Genomic DNA, 22728 nt, shown 5'->3' with positions numbered 1-22728 from the left:
GAGGGCCGGTAATGGTTCGGATGAAAGCCGAGGCTCGGCGCGAGCAGTTGCTCAAGACGGCGGCCCGGTGCTTCGCCAAGTACGGGTATCGCGGCACCACCACCGCCAAGATCGCAGCCGAGGCCGGGGTCTCCGAACCGATCATCTATCGCCACTTTCGCAACAAGCAGGAGCTGTTCATTGCCCTGATCGAGAAAGTCGGCGACGAGGTCATGAATAACTGGAACCAGGCCATCCGCAATGCCCGCAGCCCGCTGGAGAAGCTGCAAAGTCTGCTCTACCGGAACCCAGCCACGGCTGACCCATGGACGGCCAGTGTGTACCAGCTCCTGTTTCATGCCTCGACGGAGGTCTCCGAACCGGCCATCCAGCAGGCCATCCGCGATCACTACGAACGGTATGTCCGGACCCTCGCAGCGGTGATGTCCGAAGCCCAGAAAGCCGGCCAGATCCGAACCGATCTGCCCGCCGAGTGGCTGGCTTGGCAGATCATCCACGCGGCAGTGGGGTTTGCGATGGTGCGACCGCTGAATATCCCCAGCCACGCCAATCTCAAATTCGTCCAGGGCACGATTCGCCTACTCGCCGAGCTGCTTACCCGGAACACCGGAGGTGAACACCTTATTCCTGAGGCTAAACCTCGCTCTGGCAAGCGCTTGGCAAAATAAACAATGCTGGCCCGGATGCACTTTCTCTCGCTGTGGGTTGAGACCAGGCCTCAGTTCATGGCGAGATTCGGCTGGCGTCCACCCCAGAGATCGTGCGCCAGAAACCCAAGCGACATCCCGCCGAGCCGGAACCTGATGATGCTGTTCTCCCGATGATGGTGCCTTGAATCACGTTTCTGATCGACAGGCCAAGATGGGTATAATTCGGTGTATGAGCGTAGGTCAGTTGCCTTCCTTTTCTGAGCCCGTAGGGCTTTTCCCTTTGCCCAATGCCGTGCTTCTGCCCGGCGGCACCCTCCCGTTGCAGGTGTTCGAAGACCGCTACCGGGCGATGGTCAGGGACGCCATTGAGGATCAAGGGATTATCGCCATGGCTCTGTTGCGGCCGGGTTACGAACCCGTCTATCACACCAACAGGGCCGAGATCTACCCCGTTGTCTGTGTCGGCAGGATCAACGATCACGTTCAGATCCCCGACGGCCGCTACTTCATCAACCTGCTGGGGCTCTGCCGGGCTCGCGTCCGCCAGGAAGATCGCGACGGCGAGTACCGCATCGCCATGCTGGACCCCATGCTACCGACGGGCTCGGGAATTGAGGTCGACGGCGAGTTTGCCGCCCGTAACTCGCTGCGAGCTGTCCTTGGCCTTGAGCAAATTGAGACCACCGACGTCATTCAACGCGTGAGAAACCTCGTTGACAGCGAACTGCCGCTGGGCGAGCTGGTTGACCGGGTCGCCTCAGCTCTGCTGCCGGCCGAAATGGTGGAGCTCAAACAGCAACTGCTGGAAGAGATGAATCCTATCCGACGGGCCGGAATTCTTACACATGAACTGCGCACGCTGGTGCAGGTGATGACCGTCCGTCAGAAGGATCTTGACCGCTGGCCACGGCTCGGATCGATGAATTAGACAAGGTTTGGGCCATCGGTCCTTGACGACGTAAGACGATACCGTGACGACGCCGCAGTCTCGCGCCTCTGCTTGCTTTGTCTCCGATTCTCGATTTCCCGTTCACACTTCAGCCGGCGGGGTGCTCATTTTTGTCGAACCTGAGACGGCCGATCAGCTCGCTGACCGACTTGAGACGGTGTCGGCGAAGATAGGCTTCCACGCCTTCCAGGACTTTCACAGGTGTGGTGGGGTCGATGAACAGGGCCGTGCCGATGCCGACGGCGGTCGCACCCGCCAGGATGAACTCCACGGCATCGCTCCAGGTGCGTATGCCACCCATTCCGATCAGAGGGATGTTCGCTGAGCCCGCCACTTCGCGATAGACGCGACTGACCAGATTCAGGGCCAGCGGCTTGATGGCCGGACCGCTCAGACCGCCCGTGCGGTTGGCCAGAATAGGTCGCTGTCTCTCGACATCGATGGCCATGCCGACGAACGTGTTGATCAGCGAGAGGCAATCCGCTCCTGCATCGATCGCTGCCCGAGCCGTCTTGGTGATGTCGGTCACGTTGGGTGACAGTTTGACGATCAGCAGGGACCGCTTGACCACTTTCCGGACGCTCGCGACCAAGCGGCTCAATGCGTCGGCATCAGTGCCGAACACCAGGCCGTCGGACACGTTGGGACAACTGACGTTCAATTCGAGACCGGCTATCGCATCATAGGGGTCAAGTCGCCCGCAGACGGTCCTGTACTCTTCAATGCTATGGCCGGCTACGTTCACAAGAACGGGCACATCCAGGTCGCTCAGGACGGGAAGCTTTTCGTTGATGAATCGTTCAAGGCCCACGTTGGCCAGGCCGATGGCGTTCAGCATCCCGCTGGCGGTCTCCACGATTCTGGGGGGCTCATTTCCACGACGCTGGTTAAGCGTCACGCTTTTGGTGGTGAAGGCTCCAAGGACGCTGATGTCCATGAAAGGGGCATACTCATCGCCGTAACCACAGGTGCCCGAGACCGTCAAAACCGGGTTCCGCAGCACCAGGCGGCCCAGGCGCACGGTCAGATCGATGCCGGTCGGGGAATCAGCCGTCTGCATGGCGGGGGAGCATCCGGCATCCGCTCCGGGATGTCAAGATGACCGGCTTTCCCTCCCGGACTCGTCGAGGTATCATAATCCGTTCAGCCATACCTGTATGTTGATGCGACCGACGACGGCTGAAGGGAAAAAACGCGACATGCGGCGTTTCATGCTGAAATCCAAGATTCATCGGGCAACCCTGACGGGAACCGACCTTAACTACGAGGGCAGCATTACCATTGACCAGGACCTGCTCGAAGCGGCCGACATCCTGCCAGGGGAACAGGTCCACGTGTTGAACCTGCACAACGGTGCCCGGTTGATCACCTATGCGATCGTTGCCCCTAAAGGGTCGGGCACGGTGCTCTTGAACGGCCCGGCGGCCCGCCTGGGAATGCCCGGAGACATTGTCACGATCTTGACCTATTGCGACGTCTCCGAGGAAGAGGCCCGTACCTTCAAGCCCAGGGTGGTCCTCGTGGACGACAAGAACCGTCCGCGCAAGTGACCGTTGCTGACGACAAGGCGATTCCCTATCGGGATCGGCTCGGGAGTCCGGGGCTTTCGGAGAAATGGCCGTGGAAATTGACCTCCAGCGTTTCTACCGAGTCAACCGGCCCGTTCTGATGTGGATCGTCTTCTTCGCCGGGTTGTTTCTCCTCCGCCAGTTCTTCGCCCTCGTTTTCATCACCTTCATTTTCGCATTCGTGATGCGCAACGTGGCCAGGTTTCTGACCGCCAACACACGCATGCCCTATTGGGCGGCCGTGGTGTTTCCCTACCTCGGGGCACTGACCCTCCTGGTTTTACTGATGATGACGGCGATCCCGAGAGTGGTCGACGAGGCGGCGGAGTTCGGCCGGAAAGTCCCCGGACTGCTCGAAGAGCTTGCCAAGGAGGTGCAGAAATCGGCGGAGTACTACGGCATGGAGCCCATGCTCGCCAAGTTCGTCCATGCCGGCACTGAAACCTCCACGACGGCACCGGCCAACGACGGAGACGGTATGGCGTCGGGTCCGGAGCGCGTGAACATTCAGGAACTGGCCAAGACCCTCCAGACGTTGGCGATCGGCTTGCTGCCCGGCATGCAAGTTCAGGATGCCAAGGGGAACGCATCCGAACCTGAATCAAAAGGCTCCACTCGCAGCGACGACCTGCGAGCGAGCATTCTCGGCCTCTTCAATCGCTTCATACGAGGCGTGATCTCGGGCACACTTCAGTTTCTTCTGGCCATACTCTTGTCATTCCTGATCGTGCTGGACTATGAGGCCGTCGCCGGCGAGCTTCGCAAGTGGCGCACAAGCCAGGTCGGACGATTCTTTCACGAGGCTGCCGCCAGCGTAGTCGACTTCTCGCGCGTCGTTGGTCGAGCGTTCCAATGTCAGATCGTGGTGGCCCTTCTCAACGCCACCATCACCTGCGTCGGAATGGCTATCCTGGACATCCAACCCCTTCTTCTGCTGACCACCATCGTGTTTCTCTTTGGCCTCATTCCGGTACTCGGTGTCTTTATCTCATCGGTGCCAATCATTCTGATTGCTTTCAACAGCCACGGTTTGACCCTGGCGCTGATTGCCCTAGGCATGATCGTCGGTGTGCATCTGCTGGAAGCCTACGTGTTCAACCCGCGAATCTATGCCGCACGGTTTCACCTCAATCCGGTCATTGTATTGATCATTCTCCTCGTGGCTCACGAGCTGTTCGGCGTCTGGGGCATGCTCTTGGGCATACCGGTCACTACTTATGTTCTCAACATCGCCCAGATCCCTGCTCTTCCACCTCCCAAGAACCGGTTACGCCGGAACAGCGCGACGAAGGCGCCCGCTGCATAGCGCCGCTCGCTGCCAACACATGCATCCCGCAGGCTGTTGACGATTATTCGTCAGCAGCGCACTGCTTGGCGAAGACAACATCACAGGCGTAACGCGCCTTCTTTGCTGTGACATGAGGCAAGCACATAATCGACGCATCAAACTCGACGAACATCATGACACGTTTGGCCTGCGCAATCAGTAGCCGATAGCGACAGAAGAACGACCGACCGAGCGGTCCAGTCAGCGCATGAAACGGGCGGACTACCCGATACAAATGGGGCAATCCGCCCTGTTTCATTCGGCCACTACGAACTTATTTCTTCTTCCGCGCGGCCTTCTTCGCCTTCTTGGCTTTCTTTGCGGCTTTCTTCTTAGCCATGGCATACTCTCCTTTCATGGAGTTGACTATCCCGTGTGACGCGAACGGGATTCACGGATTTTTTAATGCGCCTTGCGTCCGGAGTCAACACCTTTTTTTCCGAATCCATCTTTTTTTTGCCCGAACGTCCTCTGACCCGGTCAGCGAGTTTGGGCAGGTCGATCCGAGGGGGAACCATGCTCCCGTGCCATTCGCATCGATTGGCATGTGTTCTCCCTCCCCATTTTGCCGTGATGAGATTCATCGAACGATCCGAGTCGGAAGTTGAATAAGGATTACGTTCTTCACTCATCGGATGCAGCCCAGACCGTCCTCGTCAAGTTCGCATATGGACGTCGCGGCAGGAGTCTCAGATCCTGAGTCTGGCCGGCGACGACGATCCCGGATCGTCGGCTCCAGGCGCTGCCGCCGGCCGCACGAGCAAGTCGAAATGGACGGATCGAGCCGCCTGATGATCGGCCGCTGCCGACAAGAAACCGCCAACCGGCTCCCTCTAGGTGATTTGGAGAGGCTCAGCCTGAGGTTCAGCGCCGGTCTTCTTGATGGGAACGATGAAGGGTGTGCCGCAAGCTGAACAATTCCTTTGCTCACCACGCGCCGAATCCGGAAAAACCATGAGACTCTTGCATCGCGGGCAGAGAATCTTCACTCCAGCCCCCTCTGTGTTCTCCGGAACGACCGAAGACGATGTTCCGGTCCCTGTGCCCTTCTTCTCAGGGATCAGGAACTCGGTGTGACACTTGGGGCACGTGTGGTTTTTGCCCCGCGCGGCAACCGGAAAGGTAAGCTTCTCACGGCATGAGGGACAGATGACCTTGACCTGGATCACGACGGGCGGACTGCCGGCCGGCCTGGCGGTCTTTTCTGCGCCTGTTGTTTTTCCGAACAACTTGCTTTCGGGTTCTCTGTCCAGCCTTCCGGCCCGCTGGGCCCCTGTTCGAGATGTAGGCGGTTTTCGCTTCTTCAACAGCTTCGGCGATCGTGCCTGTGTCTGCGGGCCCCCGGTCGCCCGTTTCTTGAGGTCCGTGCCTGTTGCCGCCTGGTAACAGTGAGTGAACAGAAGCGCAAACTCGCGTGTCTGGATGCCCGTGACCAGCGAAGCTGAACTGGTGCCCAGTTGGCCGCTCAAAACCTGCATGTATAAGTCACAGAACGCGTATGGCTCCCATGCCTCGTTCTGTTCCAGCACTTTTCGGAAACGGTGCACTTCCGGGGCGGCACCCGGGCTGATCGCCTCGAGCGCATACGTCCGCAACTCTGTGAATACCGGACTTTCACCAATTCTCTGGAAACACTCTTTGGCGGATTTGCTGTTTCCCTCCATTCGTTCGCAGAAGGCTATGATGTGGAACCGCTCTTTCTCCGGCACGGCTTGGGCGTACATCTTGCACTCGCCGATCCAGCCGTTCCAGAGGTAGAGCAGGCTTCGAGTTGCGGCTGCCATGCCTTCGTTGATCACGACCCCGGAACCGAAGAGGCGGGCATCGTCAATCGCGTCAAGCGTCTTTTTAGCCCCAGTGTTCTGGTGCTCTTGCCACTGCAACGACGGCGTCCGCGCGCCGCGCAGCATAATGATCTTGGCGACTTCCGGTGACAATCTGGCCAGGTCCAGATCGAGCATCAGCCCAACCCAGTTCGTTCACTCGACAAACAACCACGAATCCATCCTCACCATCGACTCAATGAACCCCTGGCTTTCGGCTGAGGAATGACGAATTGTCGCAGCGGTGTTCCCAACGAGCTATGGGACGTTCGTCGTCGTCAGGTTGCACCGGCTGAACCTGCGCCGCCTCCCGATCAGAGCGGCGTGAGCGACGACAGACCGTGTTTCCCCGACCTTCTGCGTCAGGCGTCATCGTCATCCCGACATGACGCGGAAGGCGATTGCCCGGCCCGGCGCCTGAAATAGTCCTCGCTACGGCGGAGCGCAATCAGGACCCCCAGGACCACGACGGTCATCGCGATGCCACCGGCCGCGTAACCCGCTCCGATCAGGACACCGATTGCCGACGCCACCCAGATCGTGGCTCCCGTCGTCAGCCCGATAATCGTCTTGTGATCGCGAATGATCGCCCCTGCACCCAGAAACCCTATCCCCGTCACCACCTGCGCGGCGATGCGACCCCGGTCGGCTCCGCCCTCGCCTGCGATGAGGATGGAGGCAATGGTGAAGATCGTGCTGCCAATACAGATGAGGCTGACGGTCTTAACCCCGGCCGGCTTGGCGCGATGTTCCCGTTCCAGGCCGATCAGCGTTCCGCAGAAAACCGCGCACGACACGAGGATCAGTCCGCAGAGCGGCAAGGGCACTGCCTTGTAAAGATCTCCGAACCAATCCATGGAGGCCATCATACTCGACACGTCGTTTCTCCCGAGGCCAAGATCAGAAGGGTCTTTTTTGGGGAAGACACACCATGTTTCCGAGAACCGTCAGCTCAGCCGACGCTGGCCAGGAGCATTATCGGCCACGTCCGGGTAAGCTGCCTGCCGTCAAGCATCAGTCCAAGACTCCAGCAGCAACATGAGAGTTCGGTATTTACGCCGGCCCTTCATCGAAACGATACATAGACTGAAGGTCGGGGACAACCCCTGAGTAAGTTCCCGAGAGTTCGCCCCCGGCCGAACCCGGGTTTGAGCAAGCACAGGTCTGCCGACAAACGCACTTTTGCCGGCCGGTCACCCGTGCGGTCGACTCGAATCCGGGCGACAAATCCGGCTGCTGTGCCGGCCAAGTAGACATCCTCCCGAGCAGACCAACGGACGGCCGGGAGAGGAACCGTGAGCACATGGAAGGGAACGACGCTCCTACAGTACTGCTGGTTGACGACTGCCCCGCAAACCGGCGCCTGTTCGAAAGGCTGCTGGTCAAGGACGGTCTCGTGACCGTGCATGCCGTAAACGGCCAGGAAGCCGTCGAATTAGCCACGCAGCATCTTCCCCATGTCATCATCATGGACATCATGATGCCGGTGATGGATGGGCTGGAGGCAACGCGGCGGTTGCGCGCGGATCCTCGAACCGCGCGGATCCCCATCATCATCGTGAGCGCCAAGACCGACCAGGAGGATCTCACTGCCGGACTGGCTGCCGGGGCCGATGAATACCTGTTCAAGCCCATCCATGCCCGCGAGTTCCGGCTTCGCGTCCGGTCCATGGTCCGGCTCCGCGAGGCCCAGCTTGACCTCGAACGGGCCAACGCCTCGCTGTCCCAACAGACCTGCATCCTGGCCAGACTCAACGAATTCAGCGAGTCGGCCCTGGTCGCCGATTCGATCGAGTCCAACTGCCGGCACATCGTCGAGACCGCCTCCCAATTACTCGACAGCCGGCGCGTCTCGCTGCTTATCCCCGACGAGTCCGGTGAGCATCTGCGGTTCGGCTACGCCGTTGGCATCCCTCCGGACATCTGGCGAAACCAAAGCGTGCCCGTCGACAGTCCCATCGCCGGACGAGTGTTCCAAACCCGTCAAGAGATCGTTGTTGGCCGCCAAGAGGCTCCTCAAATCGCCCGCAGCCCCTATGAGTCCTGCTATTTTGCCAGTTTGCCCCTGATCTGCGAGCCGCTCAGCGCCGGCAGCGGGGTGATCGGGGTGCTCAATATCACCGAGAAAGCCGGTGGACAGGAGTACACCGCCGAGGAAATCAATATCCTCCGGCAGTTCGCCCGCACCGCCGCCTTGGCCCTCAACAGCACTCTCACCCGACAGAAGCTCGATGTGACCCGCGATTCCATCATCCTGTCGCTCGCACGACTTAGCGAATACCGGCACCGCGAGACTGGTAAACACCTTGAACGCGTACGGGACCTTTCTCTCCTCCTCGCGCGACATTTGGCCGACGACCCCAGGATCTCTGGAACGATCGACGAACAATTCATCGATGATCTGGGACGAGCCGCGCCGCTGCATGACATCGGCAAGGTCGCCATACCCGACGGGATCCTGCTCAAGCCCGGCAAACTGACCGCTGAAGAACTCGAAATCATCAAGCGACATACCACCATCGGGTCGCAGACCCTGCGATCCGTCATGAGTGGCGGACACGAGGTCAGTTTTCTTCAGACCGCCATGGACGTCGCCCATTACCACCATGAACGGTACGACGGAAAGGGATATCCCGAGGGCTTGGCCGGTGAGCAGATTCCGCTGTCCGCGAGGATTGTTGCGGTCGCCGACAGTTACGACGCCATCCGAATGAAGCGCGAGTATAAGGCAGCGCAGGGGCATGAGTACGCGAAAAAGGAGATTGCCGCCGCCTCCGGCACACAGTTCGACCCCCGCGTTGTGCAAGCGTTCCTGGCATTGGAGCAGCAATTTCAGGAGACTTACGACCGTCATACCGAGGAGGAGGCTGAGGCAGAGGAATTGCAGGCAAGCACGTGCTGAAAAGAGATGGAAGCTCAATCTCGCTCGCCGGTCGCTGCAAGACACAAGCCACCGGCAACACCTGGAGTTGTATGTGAGGCATCAGGCTCATCGCCACTCTCCTTCCCTGCTGCCCCATGCGTGGGGACACCGGTGGTTACGGAGGCCGCCCCCCCCACGGACATGTTCCGGGATCTGTAATAGACGGCCGGCTCCTGCCCGAACTGTCACGGACCCCTGCCGTGGGCGGCACGGACCCGTGACAGAAGCGGCGGCAGTCCTCGCGGCTGACCCGGTTGTCGTGAACCGCAAGCCGAAGCAGACCGCTTCAGCGGTCTTTCCCGAAGGACAAACAGGCCGGCCGTTTGACGACTGGTTCACGGTCGACCAACTCCTCCTTCTCTGTGCTACCCCATCAAGCCCGTTTTAACGGGCCTGTCCTTGTCAGGTAATCCTGTTGAAACGGGCTGAGACCATAGAAAGGAGGAAGAACCGCGGGCGACCGCCAACCGGCCGCACAACGGCCGGCCTATCAGCCCGCCTTCGGCGGGAAAACCCGCTGAAGGGCCTTGATCGCCCAACCTGGACTGGTCGGCATGCCCGCCCAGACTGTCACGCACCCGGGCGGCACCTGGTCGACCACGAGACATTGACAGGCCCATGCCCGGAAACGAGAATGACGGATTGGCTACCCGCCTGAGCAGGTGGCCGGGCGGCAGTCGAGGCGGCTGCCGTTCTGCCGGCACTGAGACCGAAGGTGGTTCCCTCCTCGAAATCGTCCGTACGCCGAGATGAAAGCCGGCTGGATCGACTTCCCTCGGACCACGGTGCCGACAATCGAAGCGGGCGAACCTCGCGGCCCGTCCGAGCCCGACCGGACGGCATGGACACCCGACGTCGGGCCTAACGGTCGAAACGGAGCAGTGAATCATGGCAGTGGCCAGGCCCCAAGGATCGGTCGGATCGAGCGGCTTGAAAGCAGCGGCGATCGGTTTTGCCGTCGCAGCGGTGGCCGCCATTACCTTCACCATCATCATGTTTACGCAAAAGTCGGACCTCGAGGCAACCGCCAGCGAAGCCCAACGGCAGGCCCGCGATCAGCAAAGGGCCGCCGCTGACGCCCGACAAGCCTTGAGCGACGTCGCCCAGGAGGTCATCGGAAAACCTGCCGAGTCGCTGGCCGAGATCAAGTCGGCGATTGACGAGATCCGGACAACCGTGGCCAATGACCCGCAGGTCAAGGATGCGAAAATCACCGCCGACCAGCCGGTGGCCACGATGCTGAACAATCTTTTCAGCCTGTATCAAAAAACCGCCGGCCGGGCCGACGAACTTCAGGCTCAGCACAAGAAGCTCAACAACGATCTTGAGCAGGCCGTCAAGACCAGAGACGATGCCGCCAAGGCCTTCGAGACCCGAGTTGCCGAACTGGACGAGAAGTTCAAGAAGTTGATGCAAGAGAGCGAACAGTCCCGTGAGGAGTGCAACCGACAGCTTGCCGAACTCCAGGCTGCCCGCACCAAAGAACGCGACCAGATGGCCGGTGAACTTGATGCCGCCCGCAAAGCCCGGGATGAGGCCGAGAAGACCTTGAATGCCGAGAAAAACCGGACGGAGGGGCTGCTGGCCCAGTTAGCGCAATTCAAGCCCTCCAGCAGCGGCTCAGCCCTCCAGGTCAAGGACGGCGTGATCGTCCGCACAGTGCCGGCCGGGGACATCGTTTACATTGACCTCGGCCGCAGTGATGGGGTCAGGCTGGGCATGACCTTCTCGGTCTATTCCCCTGTTCGCGGCATCCCCACTGACGGAAAGGGCAAGGCAACCATCGAGGTCGTCAACGTATTCGAGACGACGGCAGAATGTCGCGTGACCTCACGCACGCCCGGCGAGCCGATCTTGGTAAACGATATTATCGCCAACCCTGTTTTCGATCGGTCGCGCCAGTTCACCTTCGCGGTCATCGGGGACTTCGATTTGAACTTTGACGGTCGCCCCGAAGACATAGCCGGCAAGGAAGTGAGTCGGCTGATCGACCGCCTTGGCGGCAAGGTCGTGAACAAGGTCGATACCGATACGGATTTCCTGGTTGTGGGTTCACCTCCGACCGGCCCTGTCCCGGTCATCCCCGGCTCGGAAGACGAGGCGGCCGTCACCGAGCGCAATGAGCAAGCGGCCAAACGCCTATCGGCTTTCGAGACCATGCTCAAGGAAGCTCGGTCGCTGTCGATCCCGATCCTGACGCGCACCCAGTTTCTGCATTTCCTGGGACAGAGTATGCCTGCCAACACCCCGGACGACACGTTGCCGACGTTGTAGGCCGTCGCGTTAACCCGAAGAATTGCCCGCTGGCGATCTTGAAAAACCGGTCTTGACATAATCTGCGAATACTCCCTGAACGCGTCGGTCACATGGGGCAACAATGACCACCGGCTGCCTGTAAGCCGGACACGGCGATGGCATGGGGCGAGGCGATGGGTGAATCGGGGGCGGGATCGGAACCGTTGGGACTCGCAGTGAAGACGGGCAAATCGATGCCGAACGCGGAACGATCAACATTGTGCCGGCGCGGCGGTTTCTCCTCAACTTGCGCAATTCGACGGAGCAGGCGTCGCAGGAGTCAGCCTCTCTCAAGATCTGAATCCGGATCTGCCTTGCCCCCTTTTGCTGACGGTGCCGCTCGCGTATCATCCCCCGGCATGCGACTGAGGAAGGCTTTCGGCGAACAGGCACAAGGAAACAGACATGACTGTTCATATTCGGGATCTCGGCAAACACATTGACTCGACGGTGACGCTGGCCGGCTGGCTCTATAACTCGCGGGTCAGCAGTAAGGTGGTTTTTCTTGTCGTCCGCGACGGTACGGGCCTGTGCCAGTGCGTGGTCGGAAAGCAGGATGTGCCGCCGGAGGTCTTCGAAACGGCCTCACGGCTGGGGCAGGAATCTTCGCTCAAGGTCACCGGCCAAGTCAAGGCCGAGCAGCGCGCTCCCGGCGGCCACGAACTGCACGTCAGCGGCATCGAGGTGGTGCACAGCACGACCGACTACCCCATCACCCCCAAACCGCACGGGCATGAGTTTTTGTTCAAGCATCGCCACCTGTGGCTGCGATCCCGACGCCCGACGGCCATTATGAAGATCCGTCACACGGTCATCGATGCCATCCGCCGCTTCTTTAACGACAACGGCTTCACGCTCGTGGACACGCCGATTTTCGCCCCCTCGGCCGGCGAAGGAGCTCAGACCCTCTTCTCGGTGGACTACTTTGGCGAGCCGATGTACCTGGCCCAGACCGGCCAACTCTATCTCGAGGCGGCGGCCTTGGCCTACGGCAAGGTCTACTGCTTCGGCCCTACTTTTCGGGCGGAGAAGTCCAAGACGCGCCGGCACCTGACGGAGTTCTGGATGGTTGAGCCGGAGATCGCGTACGCTGTCCTCGAGGATGTCATGGATGTCGCAGAGGATTTTGTCTGCTCGATTGTCCAACGAGTGCTGAAGGAACACCGCGCGGACTTGGAATTCCTCGGCCAAGACCTTGCCGCGCTCGAAAACGTGAAGCAGCCGTTTTACCGCATCACCTACAGTCAGGCGGCCGAGATCCTTCGCGGCCCGAAGGCCCGCGAACTCCTGGAGAAGGACCTGGCCGAAAAGAGCGCCCGCATCACCCAGCTCAAAGAGTCGATCCCGGCCAAGGAAGCAGCCCGCGATCGGCAGGGCGTCAAGAAGCATGAGCAGGAGAAACTCGCGGCCGAGGTCATCGCGGAGCGGGAAGAACTGGCCGAACTGGAAGAGCAGGTCTCGAACATACCCAAACACATGGAACTGGCGGCGAACTTCGAGTGGGGAAAGGACCTCGGCGGCAGCGACGAAACGATCATCTCGCGGCTGCATGACCGTCCGGTGTTCGTCACGCACTATCCGCGCGGCTGCAAGGCGTTTTATATGAAGCGAGATCACGAAGACCCGCGGGTTGTCCGCAACTTCGACCTGCTGGCCCCCGACGGCTACGGCGAGATCATCGGCGGCTCACAGCGCGAGGATGACCTGAACGTGCTGCTGGAGCGCATGGCCGAGGAAGGGCTGGCCACCGGGCCCTACGAGTGGTACCTCGACCTTCGCCGCTACGGCAGCGTCCCCCACGGCGGCTTCGGCCTCGGCGTCGAACGAACCGTCGCCTGGATCTGCGGCCTCAAACACATCCGCGAAACCATCGCCTATCCGCGAATGATGGACAAGGTCTATCCGTAGGCAGGCAATGGCCGGCCCAGATCATGGTAAATCTCGATAACTGCGGCGAGCGCATCCCGAACATTCCCGAGCGCTTCATCGGCAGTGTCGCCCTCCGCCGCCAATTCCGGCAGGAGCGGCGAAGTAACCGTGAAACCCCCTTCTGGCTGAGGGGTGAGGAGGAGGGGCACTTTGTAGAGCATGTGTCACCAACCCTTCGCTGTTCCGTAACGCTTTGACCTGCCATATTACACCGTACCGAGTCTCGAGAAGACAGAAGTCGACTTGATGACGTTGACGAGAGAGTTGCCCGCGTGAGCCTGATCCCCAATCCTGCTGAACTGCGACGTCGAGGCCTGGAGATCCTCGTCCGCGAGCTGGGCTACGTCAACGCCATGCGTTTGCTCCTGCAATACGAAACCGGCCAGGGCGACTACACCCGCGATCGGGATCAGATCCTGTCGGACTGGTCCGTCACGGAAATGGTCCGCGAGGCGGACAAGCTGGTCCGCTGAGCGAACGTCTCCCTCGTAGCCAAATGCCCGCATTGCGTGTCCCTCTCACTCATCGCACGGTCGTAACCGCGAGATGCTGGGTCTGATCACCATACGATGGCAGCGGCGACGCCGATAACCAGCATCAACAGCATCCCGACGACCAGCCATATGCGCAGGGACCGCCCTATGGCCAACTCCCCTCGCACCACGGGCACCTCGGATGGAAGACCTCCACACTCGGGACATCGCGGAGACGTCAGGTCCGTCAAGTTGTAGCCGCACTTGCTATAATAAGGCGTGTCACCTTTGCAGAGGTGCAGCAGCTTGCGACAGACGGTGAGCATCGAAACCGAGGCGATCAAGATGCAGACAACTGTGAGCGTCGGTTCACCTGGCGCTCACCTTCGCGATATTCATTCCATCCGGCCGCTCAGTTCAGCCTGCCCAGTTTGACCGTATCGAAGAGGATCAGGTTCCACTTCTTGCCCCTGCGCATAGCGTTATTGAGAAAGACCCTACTTTCAGAATGCGGAACCATTAAATTGGCTCAGCGCGACGGCAGAGTTGAGATGATTCCCGAGAGCTTGACGTCTTGCGACTTGCCCGCCAGCGTGCGTGTGCCCTCCGCCGTCACCGGCGAATCGCCCATGTCCCGACAGGTCAGTCGGAACGAACCTGACCCGTCGGCCAGCCGGGCCTCGAAATGAACGGCCTGTGCCTCCGGTCGTATGACCACGCTGCCTTCATCGATGAACGGCCGCTCGCGATACGGCTCGTAAACGAGAGCAAAGCAGCTATCGAGTTCGCGAGCGTTCGTCTGGTGACGCAAGAACAGGTATGGCAGTCGCCGCGGATCATCCTTGCCCCAACGCGCCTCCCCCCGGCCGGTCAGGATCGTCATGTCAGCGGCTGGACCGTGAATGCGCATGTGCGCACGGACCAGCCCTTCGTATTCCTCGCAGAGATCTGCTTCGGCTTGCCACGGCGACTCGGCCGGCGAAGCCTGCACCTGGCTCACATAGCCGTCGTGCAGATCGTCGTGCGGTATCATCGTGAGTCCCTGAACGCGCAGATTGCCGTAGAACAGCGGCAGGTTGTACGTATGTTCACGGCCGCCCTTAATGCGGAAGACGTCCAGGTAGCAGACACATCCGGCACCAAGTTCCGCCGCGACCAGCGTCCTGCGATAGACCGCAACATTCTCATAAGCCGTCGGGGCCTCGGCCGAGATGAGTTGCACGCCGTTGTCTCCGGCAAAGGCCAAGAGCTTGCCGCCGTCGCTATGACGCTGGCAGCGGTTGTCCACGCTGACGGTCGCATGACTGCGGGTGTTGCTGGTCCACGCCCAGCGGGCCGGCCAGTCGCCGGTGTAGAGCGGGTAACCCTGTTCGCAGATCAGTGGAAGGCCAAAGGCGAACAAACCTATGTTCAGCGCGTCGAAGTGCGAATGGCTGCTGGTTCCGGCCTTGGGGGAGTAAAACAGCCATAGCGCTTGCTCGTCCGGACCGAGGCCGCTGCGCAAAATGCCAAGTTGATAGTCCCGCTTGACGATGCTGGGCGTGTGCCACGGCCCGGATGTTTTGTCAGCCTCGATCGCCCGCTGAACCAATTCCTCGGGCTCTGCGGCGTAGATGTTGCGAGGAAGCGCGGAGGCGTCACCGTTTGCGATGCGCATGGCCGCCTGGGCATACCTGGCGTTGCCAGTCAGATCGAAAAGCACCAGGTAGGCACCCGCCGAGCCGCGCGGCCCGCTGGTCGCGCCGGGTTCGCCCACGTCGCCGATCTGGGGGATGTACTTCTCCAGACACCAGATGTCGGGCCAGAAATCGAAGGCAGCGCGGAGATTCGGGTGACTCTCCAGGGCAGCGCGTACGACGTCTTTGTCCATCGCCGCCAGTTCTTCGATCAGGCTGCAGTATTGGCCAAAAGCACCGGCGTCATAGCCGGTGGAACGCTCATTCCCCGAACCGTCCGCATTGAGGTGCTCAGGCGGTACGATGGCGGGCATGTACTTGCCGACCAGTTCCTTCAGCGCGTCACGTCCGTTGAGCACCAGCTCAACCTTGAGCCGGCACATTTCGGTGATCGTGCCGTTCATCCAGATACGTTCGCGGCGGCGGCCGCCGTCGATAAGGATGCGCTGCTCGATGTTGCGGCGGATGTCTTCGACACTGGTCTTGGGCATCGGCACCTTGAACTGGCGGGCCTTCTCGCCCAGGAACGTGAGCGTCTCAGGCGCCTGGCCGATGCCCTCACGAATCATGTCATAATCGATCGCCCGCTGAGCCCACATGCCGCCATCCCAGTAGTTCGGCCCCAGCAAGCCGTCCGAATACTCGCCCCAAACGTTGTTGTAGAACTGCTCCCGCTTGCCGTCGTAGTCGGGGAACACATCAGCCAGGCGGTCGAGCAGGATGGTCGCCTTGTGCGCGTAGATCGGCCGGCCGGTGAGAGCGTAGCCCGTGGCCAGCGAGCGGATCGCCGACGCCACCCGGCCGCTGCGCCCGAAGTAAGCATGATAGCCGATGTACCAGTCCCGCTCCTTCAGGCCACCGGGAAAGCGCTGCCAGCCGCTACCGTCATCGACGGCGTACAAGTGCTGCGGATCCCTCGGATCAGCATGCTCCGCGTTGAACAGCAGCTTGCGGTCAGCCCGCGCCGGATCGAACAAGCCTGTTTCAGGATCAATTCCACTTTCGTAAAACGCCCCGAAGTCGTTCTTCGGAAACAGCTCTTTGCAGTTAGGGCACTGTACTTTCCACGGATGGCCTTCGACCCACGCCAGCCAGGGATACGGATGCGGTCCGCGGTCACCATAGATGCCCATGCCGCATTTCGGGCAACCCTGGTTGACGTTGACCATAATCGCCCGCTTGAGCTTTGGCGGCACGATCATCCGCCACAACTCGTCATCGGGCGTCTTGAGCCACGGCTCGGCCGCCGCAATCGCCTCATCAACCTGCTTGCGGGCCCAATCGTATCGTTGGCCGTTTGTCTGGGCGTTGGCTCTTGCCTGGGCATGGTAGAACGTGGATACATTGACTCTTGCGGGCGACTCGCCGAATGCCGACGCCACCGCGAGCAACATGGCAGTTGATATGATGATCACAGCCAACGGACAAGGGAACATCACGCCCTGCGATCGATTGCTCATCTCCAGTCCCCAGCCTCCAATCCCCCGTCCCCACTATTTCGCCGCCATCGGCGTGGCGCTGACGTTGTCGAGCATACGCTGAAGGGCGACTCGGGCGAAATGGCGGGTCTGCTCATCGACCCGAATCTGATTGACCACGCGGCCGGTGGCCAGCTCGTCGAGGCTCCACAACAGGTGCGGCAGATCGATGCGATACATGGTCGAACACAGACATTGTACGTCGGCCAGCGACCGCACCAGCTTGCGACCGGCATAGCGGTTGGCCACGCGGTTAACCAGGTTGATCTCCGTGCCTACCGCCCAGTGCGAGCCCTCGGGGGCCTCGGTAATGATCTTGATGATGTATTCGGTGCTTCCGGCCAGGTCCGCCCGCTGCACCACTTCCCACGGGCACTCCGGATGGACGATGATCTTGCAGGCCGGATCGGCTGCCCGAACACGCTCGCACTGCTGCGGCGTGAACACCTGGTGCACGCTGCAGTAGCCGTTCCACAACAGGAAGCGGGCATTGCGGATCTGCTCGTCGGTCAGGCCCCCGGCGTCCAGGACCGGATCGTAAAGAACCATTGAATCGAGTGGATGCCCCATCGCGTACGCCGTGTTGCGGCCGAGATGCTGGTCCGGCAGGAAAAGGACCTTGTCGCCCTGCGTCAACGCATATTCGAGCACCTTGCGAGCATTGGAACTGGTGCAACAGGCTCCGTCATGTTGTCCGCAGAACGCCTTGATCGCCGCCGAGCTGTTCACGTACGTGATGGGGATGACCTTTGCGTCCGTCGCCGCAGTCAAACGCTGCCACGCGTCCTCGACCTGCTCCAGCGCTGCCATGTCCGCCATACTGCACCCGGCGGTCAGGTCGGGAAGAATCACAGCCACCCGGCCTTCCGACAGAATGTCCGCTGACTCGGCCATGAAATGCACGCCGCAGAAGACGATGAACTCGGCGTCCTTCTGCTGCGAGGCCTGCCGGCTGAGCTTGAGGCTGTCGCCAGTGAAATCGGCGAACTGAATCACGTCGTCCTGCTGATAATGATGGCCGAGAATCACCAGACGCCGGCCGAAGGCCTGCTTGTGCGCCCGGATCCGCTCGCACATCTCCTCGATCGAGAGGTCGGTATATTGAGGCGGCAATGGCGGCTGATACGGCATCACGTCAGGTCGGCTCCTATACACCAGGTGAACCAGACTCTGAATCAGTATAGCCTCGCGGCTTTCGTGGACAAAACCTGACGGCTGTCCGGCTCGGCGTGACAGGCTCCAAGCCCTGGCTGTACGATATGCCGGATGTCGCCTCCGCAGGTGTTGTACGGCGCGACGTCCCAAGCCGAAGCGCAGGGAGAGCACTGCATGAAGCACTCTCAAGAAGCATCTGCGAAGGCGGTTATATCCCTACCACTTCTATTTTGCCTCGTATTCCCCGCCTGGGCGTCGGCGCAGCGAACGCAGCCGCGATACTTCGCACATGATGCCGTCGAGGATCGCCATGGCGTGATCGCTCCGTGGTACAAGGGCCTCAACGGTCAGTGCGATTTCCGGGTGCGCGTCGCCGCCGAAACGCTGAAACGCTATCCGTGGGCGACGAATCCCAAGACCGGCCTGCCGGCGCCGGACTACATTTACAACGGCCGTTGGGAGATCAAGCCGGACGGCACAATCAGGCCGCGCAAGCTGGAGGACTGGGGCAACGGCGACCTGGCTCAGCGCGGGGCATATGCCATGATCGGATGGGTGGATTACTACCGCTACAGCGGCGACCCGTCCGCGATTGCCCAGATCAGCATGATCGCCGACGTGCTGTTGAACCATTGTCAGACGACTGACGATCACCCCTGGCCGAGGTTCCTGATCAGTGTGCCCAACCAGGGCACCCCCTACGGCGAATGCAACCCGCAAGGCATGATCCAGCTCGACCTCGTTGCCCTGTTCGGCCTCGGTCTGGTCCGCGGCTACCAGATCACCGGCAACCGCGAATGGCTCGACACCGCCGGGCATTGGGCAGACCTGCTGGCGGCTAAACGAGGCCACGAACCCGGCCTGTCTCCGTGGAACCGATATGCCAATCCGGAGGACGTGTTCTGGGATGACAGGCAGACCGGCGGCGTCGTGGTCCTGCTGCGGCTCTTTGACGAGCTGATCCGCGTCGGTTACACGGGCGTGAACAACGCCCTGATCGAAGCTCGCGATGCCGGCCGGGCGTACCTTCGGGACGTGCTGCTGCCGCGATGGCTCGAAAACGACGCTTTTGGCCGGGATTACTGGGACTGGTCTCACCCCGTGCAGAGCGAGACGTTGTCGGAGATGGTTCCAAGATACCTGATGGCCGTGCCGGATGTCTTCCGGAACTGGCGGGTTGATGCCCGGAACATCATGTCGCTGTTCCTGCAGCGTGCGTGCGTGGCCCCCGAGTCGAACGGAGACGTCTACAGCGGAGCCTGGGCGTATCCGGAGGGGGCTCAATGTTGCGGGCGTTCGCTGTCGTACCCGCCGATGCAGGTTGGGGCCGCGTTTGCGGAGTACGGCGTTCGGGCCGACAGCGAATGGGCACGCGAGCTGGCCCGGCGACAGTTCATTCTGGCAACGTACGATGCCCATGAAACCGGCGTGGTCGAGGACGGTATGGAGGGCGGTAACGTCGTCGCCGGAAATTGGCTGCAAATCGCGCACCCGCTGCCGCTGGCTTATGTTCTGGATGCCATGGCGTGGCTGCCGGATGTACTCGGTCCCCACCGCGAGAACCACATCATGCGGAGCACGTCGGTTGTGTCGAAAGTAATCTACGGCGACGGCCGGATCGAGTACACCACCTTCGATGCTCCTGCAGGGACGGAAGATGTTCTTCGGCTGGCGTTTCGCCCGACGCGGATCCTGGCCGACGGCAAGCCGCTTTCTGAATCGCCTTCGCTCGACGGAAATGGCTATGCTGCCCGGCCGCTGAACAACGGCGACTGCATCGTCACGATTCGACACGACGGCAGCAGGACGGTGATAATCGAGGGTGATGATCCGCAACAACAGAGCGACGAACGCACGATGTCATTCTCCGGCAGGTGGGACGAGGCGAGTCTGGCCGGGCATTTCGGCGGCGCGGTCCGTCTCACCGCGGAGGCCGGCGCAGAGCTCTCGTTCACGTTCGAGGGCAACCAGTTCCGTCTGATCGGGGCGGTGAGCCCCAACGGCGGCCTGGCCAACGTTTACATTGATGACGTCAAGCAGCTCTGCGGGATTGACTGCTGGAACCCATATGTTCTTCGGCAGCAGGTGTTGTACCACAAGAGCGGCCTGAGCAACGATCGGCATACGATCAGAATCGTCGCATTCGGGAAGGGCAATCCTCGCTCGAATGGCGCCGACGTCACCGCCGACGCAGTCCAGTTCTCCGCGGCGACCGGCGATGCGGGTTTCGGCGAAGGAGGCGGTCCGACCGACGCGCAGCGATGGGTATTCGGTTATCCTGGCCGTGAGGACTATGTCGATTCACAGGGCCGCTCGTGGCGGCCTGCCACCGAGGCGGTCATTCGTGTGGGCGAACTGACCGATCCCGTCGAGGCCTGCTGGTACACAACGCCGCGACGACTGACAGTTGCCGGTACTGCCGATCCGGTTTTGTATCGACACGGCATGCACGGCCGGGACTTCACCGCCTATGTGACCGTCGGGCCGGGTGACTATCACGTCCGCTTGAAACTGATGGAGTCCAGATGGGTGACCCCAGAGACTCGTTTGATGAGCATCGACATTAACGGCCGCCCGATGCTTCGCAATCTGGACATCGCGGCTACAGCCACAGGACGGCCGGCGTCCGTCGCCTTCACCGCAAACAACAGGCCGATCTGGGACGGCCTGAACCGTGCGGTTGACCTCGTGTTTGATGATATCCGCCCAAACCACGGGGTGATCGAGGTCCGTTTCCGCGGCGTCAACGACGCTGAAGCCGTGGTATCTGCAATGGAAATCGCCCCGGGACGCGGCGGACTCGGCGCCACCCCGATCCTCGCGCTGACACCATCGACGACACAGGCTGCCAATTGACCGATTACTTGCGGAAGACGCGGCCCTGGCGGCGAGCCTCCACCCCGGCCGGGTTACGAAGGCATACCCGCAACATTTACTACTTGCGTTTCAACAGGTTTCGCCATCCACGTTTGCGGACCTCGTCGCGGTAGACCCGCCCGACGGCCGAAGAGACGTCTTCAACCGTACTGAATGCGTCGGGATCGATGCTTCGTGCCACCCGAAGCACCACGGGGGTTTCCTTGCGAGGAACGACCACGAAACAGATGGACACCTCGCCATTCAGGCCGCGGCCCTTGATCTCGGTGACACCATAACCCGCGAGGCGCAAACCGGCGGCAACCGCCGCACTATGGCCCGGCGAGATGATACGAATCGCCTGCATGCCGATGGCCAGTTGTTGCTCAATGTACATGCCCACCGCATTGCCCGCGGCAAAACCACCGGCATAAGCCACAATATTGTACCAACGGTCCAGATGGCTGAAGACGCCCGAGACCGCGATGATCCAGATCGCGACCTCAAAGAAGCCGAGTATCGGCGCCAGGTACCGAAAGCCGCGCACAATGCAGATGGTCCGCAACGTGCCAATCGACACATCCGTGATCCGCGCGAAGAAGATGAACAGCGGCAACACCAGCGGATGAGAGTTGAGCCAGTCCATCAAGCCGGCCATGTTTCATGACCCCAGAGCCGCGGGCGGTACGGATGGCCCGTCCAGCTCGCAGGCAAAACGCCATTCTACTCTTGAGGCGCTTGCCAATCGAGAAACACATCTCTGCCAACCAAGGGCGGTATCTGACAACCCTTTGGCGATGAGCCGGGTGGTCTCACCAGGCCTGCGAATCCCGCCTGGAACGACACCGGTTCACCATCCACCGGACGTCGCGATTAATGAAGTCGACTTTGATGCCGGCAATGCCCCTTTCCTCGTGGAGCGGAAAGGCCTTGGCCATCTCCGCATCGCAGTGACTCCACCTCAGCCACAACCAGACGCCAACGCCCTTCTCGCCGTGGTGCTCGATGATCGCCCGCCCGGCAGCCGAGGAGGATCGCGCGCCAAGGAGTCTCGAAAGGTGCCACCCGAACCACGGCCCGCTCGTTGCCTCGCGTCGATAACCGCGTCAGCAGGGTCTTGGGCATCCGCGGACTCGTCGCAAGACAGAGTCCGGCATGGTCCTGAAGGTGTGCCTCAGTAATCGCCATGCACTCGCCGCAAGACATCTCCGGCGTCATTGGCGGGCCGATAAGCGTCTCGCCGAGCTTTGACAGCGACCCGATCGTGTAAGGGCTGTCGAACGGCAAGGCCTGCCCGTCCATCGTCAAGTCAAAGGCCGGGCCCTGAGGACCGGTTGAAAGCGAAAAAGACATCTTTCCATCCGGCGACTGCATCGTTACCGGCTCGGTCGCTGCAGCCGGACAGGTCACAAGTGCCCACGCGACGGTGGTTTGAACCAAACGCATGTCGGGTCTTCCCTCGCTGGGAGAAGTAGAGCGGTCCGCCGGCAAGATGTCAACGTCGAAAGCGATGACCACCGGCAGCGTTCAATAGGTCGTATCACTCCTGTCCGGGTAAGACGGCCCGATTATGTATCAAATGCCTGATTCTCAAGGATTCCCTCGCCGCAGGAGGGGGTACACGAT

Annotated in this window: 17 protein-coding genes; 9 read left to right on the top strand and 8 right to left on the bottom strand. The window is 60.9% G+C overall.

Translation table 11 applies throughout. The features are described from left to right. Positions 1–11: 11 nt before the first annotated feature. Entirely contained in the window at positions 12–668 is a 657-nt protein-coding gene (locus PLL20_02890; protein ID HPD28915.1) for a TetR/AcrR family transcriptional regulator, read from the top strand. A gap of 211 nt (positions 669–879) precedes the next feature. Next, complete coding sequence (locus PLL20_02885) at positions 880–1578, top strand: LON peptidase substrate-binding domain-containing protein (protein ID HPD28914.1); 699 nt, start codon at positions 880–882, stop codon at positions 1576–1578. 109 nt (positions 1579–1687) lie between these two features. On the opposite strand, the gene PLL20_02880 is transcribed toward PLL20_02885, so the two are convergent. Further along, on the bottom strand, positions 1688–2659 hold the full coding sequence (locus PLL20_02880; protein ID HPD28913.1) for a dihydroorotate dehydrogenase: 972 nt from the start codon (positions 2657–2659) through the stop codon (positions 1688–1690). 139 nt (positions 2660–2798) lie between these two features. Between PLL20_02880 and PLL20_02875 the strand changes: the two genes are divergently transcribed. After that, positions 2799–3149, top strand: a complete 351-nt coding sequence (locus PLL20_02875; protein ID HPD28912.1) for an aspartate 1-decarboxylase — start codon at positions 2799–2801, stop codon at positions 3147–3149. Between the two features lie 70 nt (positions 3150–3219). Next, a complete protein-coding gene (locus PLL20_02870; GenBank protein HPD28911.1) occupies positions 3220–4473 on the top strand; it encodes an AI-2E family transporter in 1254 nt (417 codons plus the stop codon). Positions 4474–5327: 854 nt separating this feature from the next. On the opposite strand, the gene PLL20_02865 is transcribed toward PLL20_02870, so the two are convergent. Then, a complete protein-coding gene (locus tag PLL20_02865) occupies positions 5328–6455 on the bottom strand; it encodes a hypothetical protein (GenBank protein HPD28910.1) in 1128 nt (375 codons plus the stop codon). A gap of 224 nt (positions 6456–6679) precedes the next feature. Next, on the bottom strand, positions 6680–7186 hold the full coding sequence (locus PLL20_02860; protein ID HPD28909.1) for an MgtC/SapB family protein: 507 nt from the start codon (positions 7184–7186) through the stop codon (positions 6680–6682). 434 nt (positions 7187–7620) lie between these two features. Here PLL20_02860 and PLL20_02855 point away from each other — a divergent pair, with 434 nt between their 5' ends. From PLL20_02855 to PLL20_02845, 3 genes are all read left to right on the top strand, one after another. Continuing rightward, positions 7621–9219: a response regulator gene (locus tag PLL20_02855; GenBank protein HPD28908.1), complete on the top strand. Its 1599-nt coding sequence runs from the start codon at positions 7621–7623 to the stop codon at positions 9217–9219. A gap of 909 nt (positions 9220–10128) precedes the next feature. Then, the gene (locus PLL20_02850; protein ID HPD28907.1) at positions 10129–11514 is read left to right on the top strand and encodes a hypothetical protein; all 1386 of its coding nucleotides are present in this window, start codon (positions 10129–10131) and stop codon (positions 11512–11514) included. A 426-nt stretch (positions 11515–11940) separates the two neighbouring features. Continuing rightward, a complete protein-coding gene (locus tag PLL20_02845) occupies positions 11941–13443 on the top strand; it encodes an asparagine--tRNA ligase (protein ID HPD28906.1) in 1503 nt (500 codons plus the stop codon). Here the strand turns inward: PLL20_02845 and PLL20_02840 are convergent. Further along, the gene (locus PLL20_02840; protein HPD28905.1) at positions 13434–13625 is read right to left on the bottom strand and encodes a type II toxin-antitoxin system HicB family antitoxin; all 192 of its coding nucleotides are present in this window, start codon (positions 13623–13625) and stop codon (positions 13434–13436) included. The two genes, PLL20_02845 and PLL20_02840, sit on opposite strands and share 10 nt — an antisense overlap. 111 nt (positions 13626–13736) lie before the next feature. Between PLL20_02840 and PLL20_02835 the strand changes: the two genes are divergently transcribed. Continuing rightward, the gene (locus PLL20_02835; GenBank protein HPD28904.1) at positions 13737–13937 is read left to right on the top strand and encodes a hypothetical protein; all 201 of its coding nucleotides are present in this window, start codon (positions 13737–13739) and stop codon (positions 13935–13937) included. 86 nt (positions 13938–14023) lie between these two features. Here the strand turns inward: PLL20_02835 and PLL20_02830 are convergent, their stop codons facing one another. The 3 genes from PLL20_02830 to nadA all read right to left on the bottom strand — a co-directional run bounded on the left by PLL20_02830 (position 14024) and on the right by nadA (position 18222). Then, on the bottom strand, positions 14024–14263 hold the full coding sequence (locus tag PLL20_02830; GenBank protein ID HPD28903.1) for a hypothetical protein: 240 nt from the start codon (positions 14261–14263) through the stop codon (positions 14024–14026). A gap of 203 nt (positions 14264–14466) precedes the next feature. Next, positions 14467–17073, bottom strand: coding sequence for a heparinase II/III family protein (locus tag PLL20_02825; GenBank protein ID HPD28902.1), 2607 nt, complete (start codon positions 17071–17073; stop codon positions 14467–14469). Positions 17074–17106: 33 nt separating this feature from the next. After that, positions 17107–18222 carry a quinolinate synthase NadA gene (nadA, locus tag PLL20_02820; GenBank protein HPD28901.1) on the bottom strand — a complete coding sequence of 372 codons (1116 nt, stop codon included), beginning with the start codon at positions 18220–18222 and terminating at the stop codon, positions 17107–17109. A gap of 339 nt (positions 18223–18561) precedes the next feature. Here nadA and PLL20_02815 point away from each other — a divergent pair, with 339 nt between their 5' ends. After that, positions 18562–21102, top strand: coding sequence for a malectin domain-containing carbohydrate-binding protein (locus tag PLL20_02815; protein ID HPD28900.1), 2541 nt, complete (start codon positions 18562–18564; stop codon positions 21100–21102). A gap of 79 nt (positions 21103–21181) precedes the next feature. Here PLL20_02815 and PLL20_02810 read toward each other — a convergent pair whose 3' ends face one another. Further along, the gene (locus tag PLL20_02810; protein ID HPD28899.1) at positions 21182–21760 is read right to left on the bottom strand and encodes a DUF2179 domain-containing protein; all 579 of its coding nucleotides are present in this window, start codon (positions 21758–21760) and stop codon (positions 21182–21184) included. Between the last annotated feature and the right edge of the window lie 968 nt (positions 21761–22728).

Source organism: Phycisphaerae bacterium (assembly GCA_035384605.1).
Classification (GTDB): Bacteria; Planctomycetota; Phycisphaerae; order UBA1845; family PWPN01; genus JAUCQB01.
This window is presented reverse-complemented; position numbering and strand designations above follow the sequence as displayed.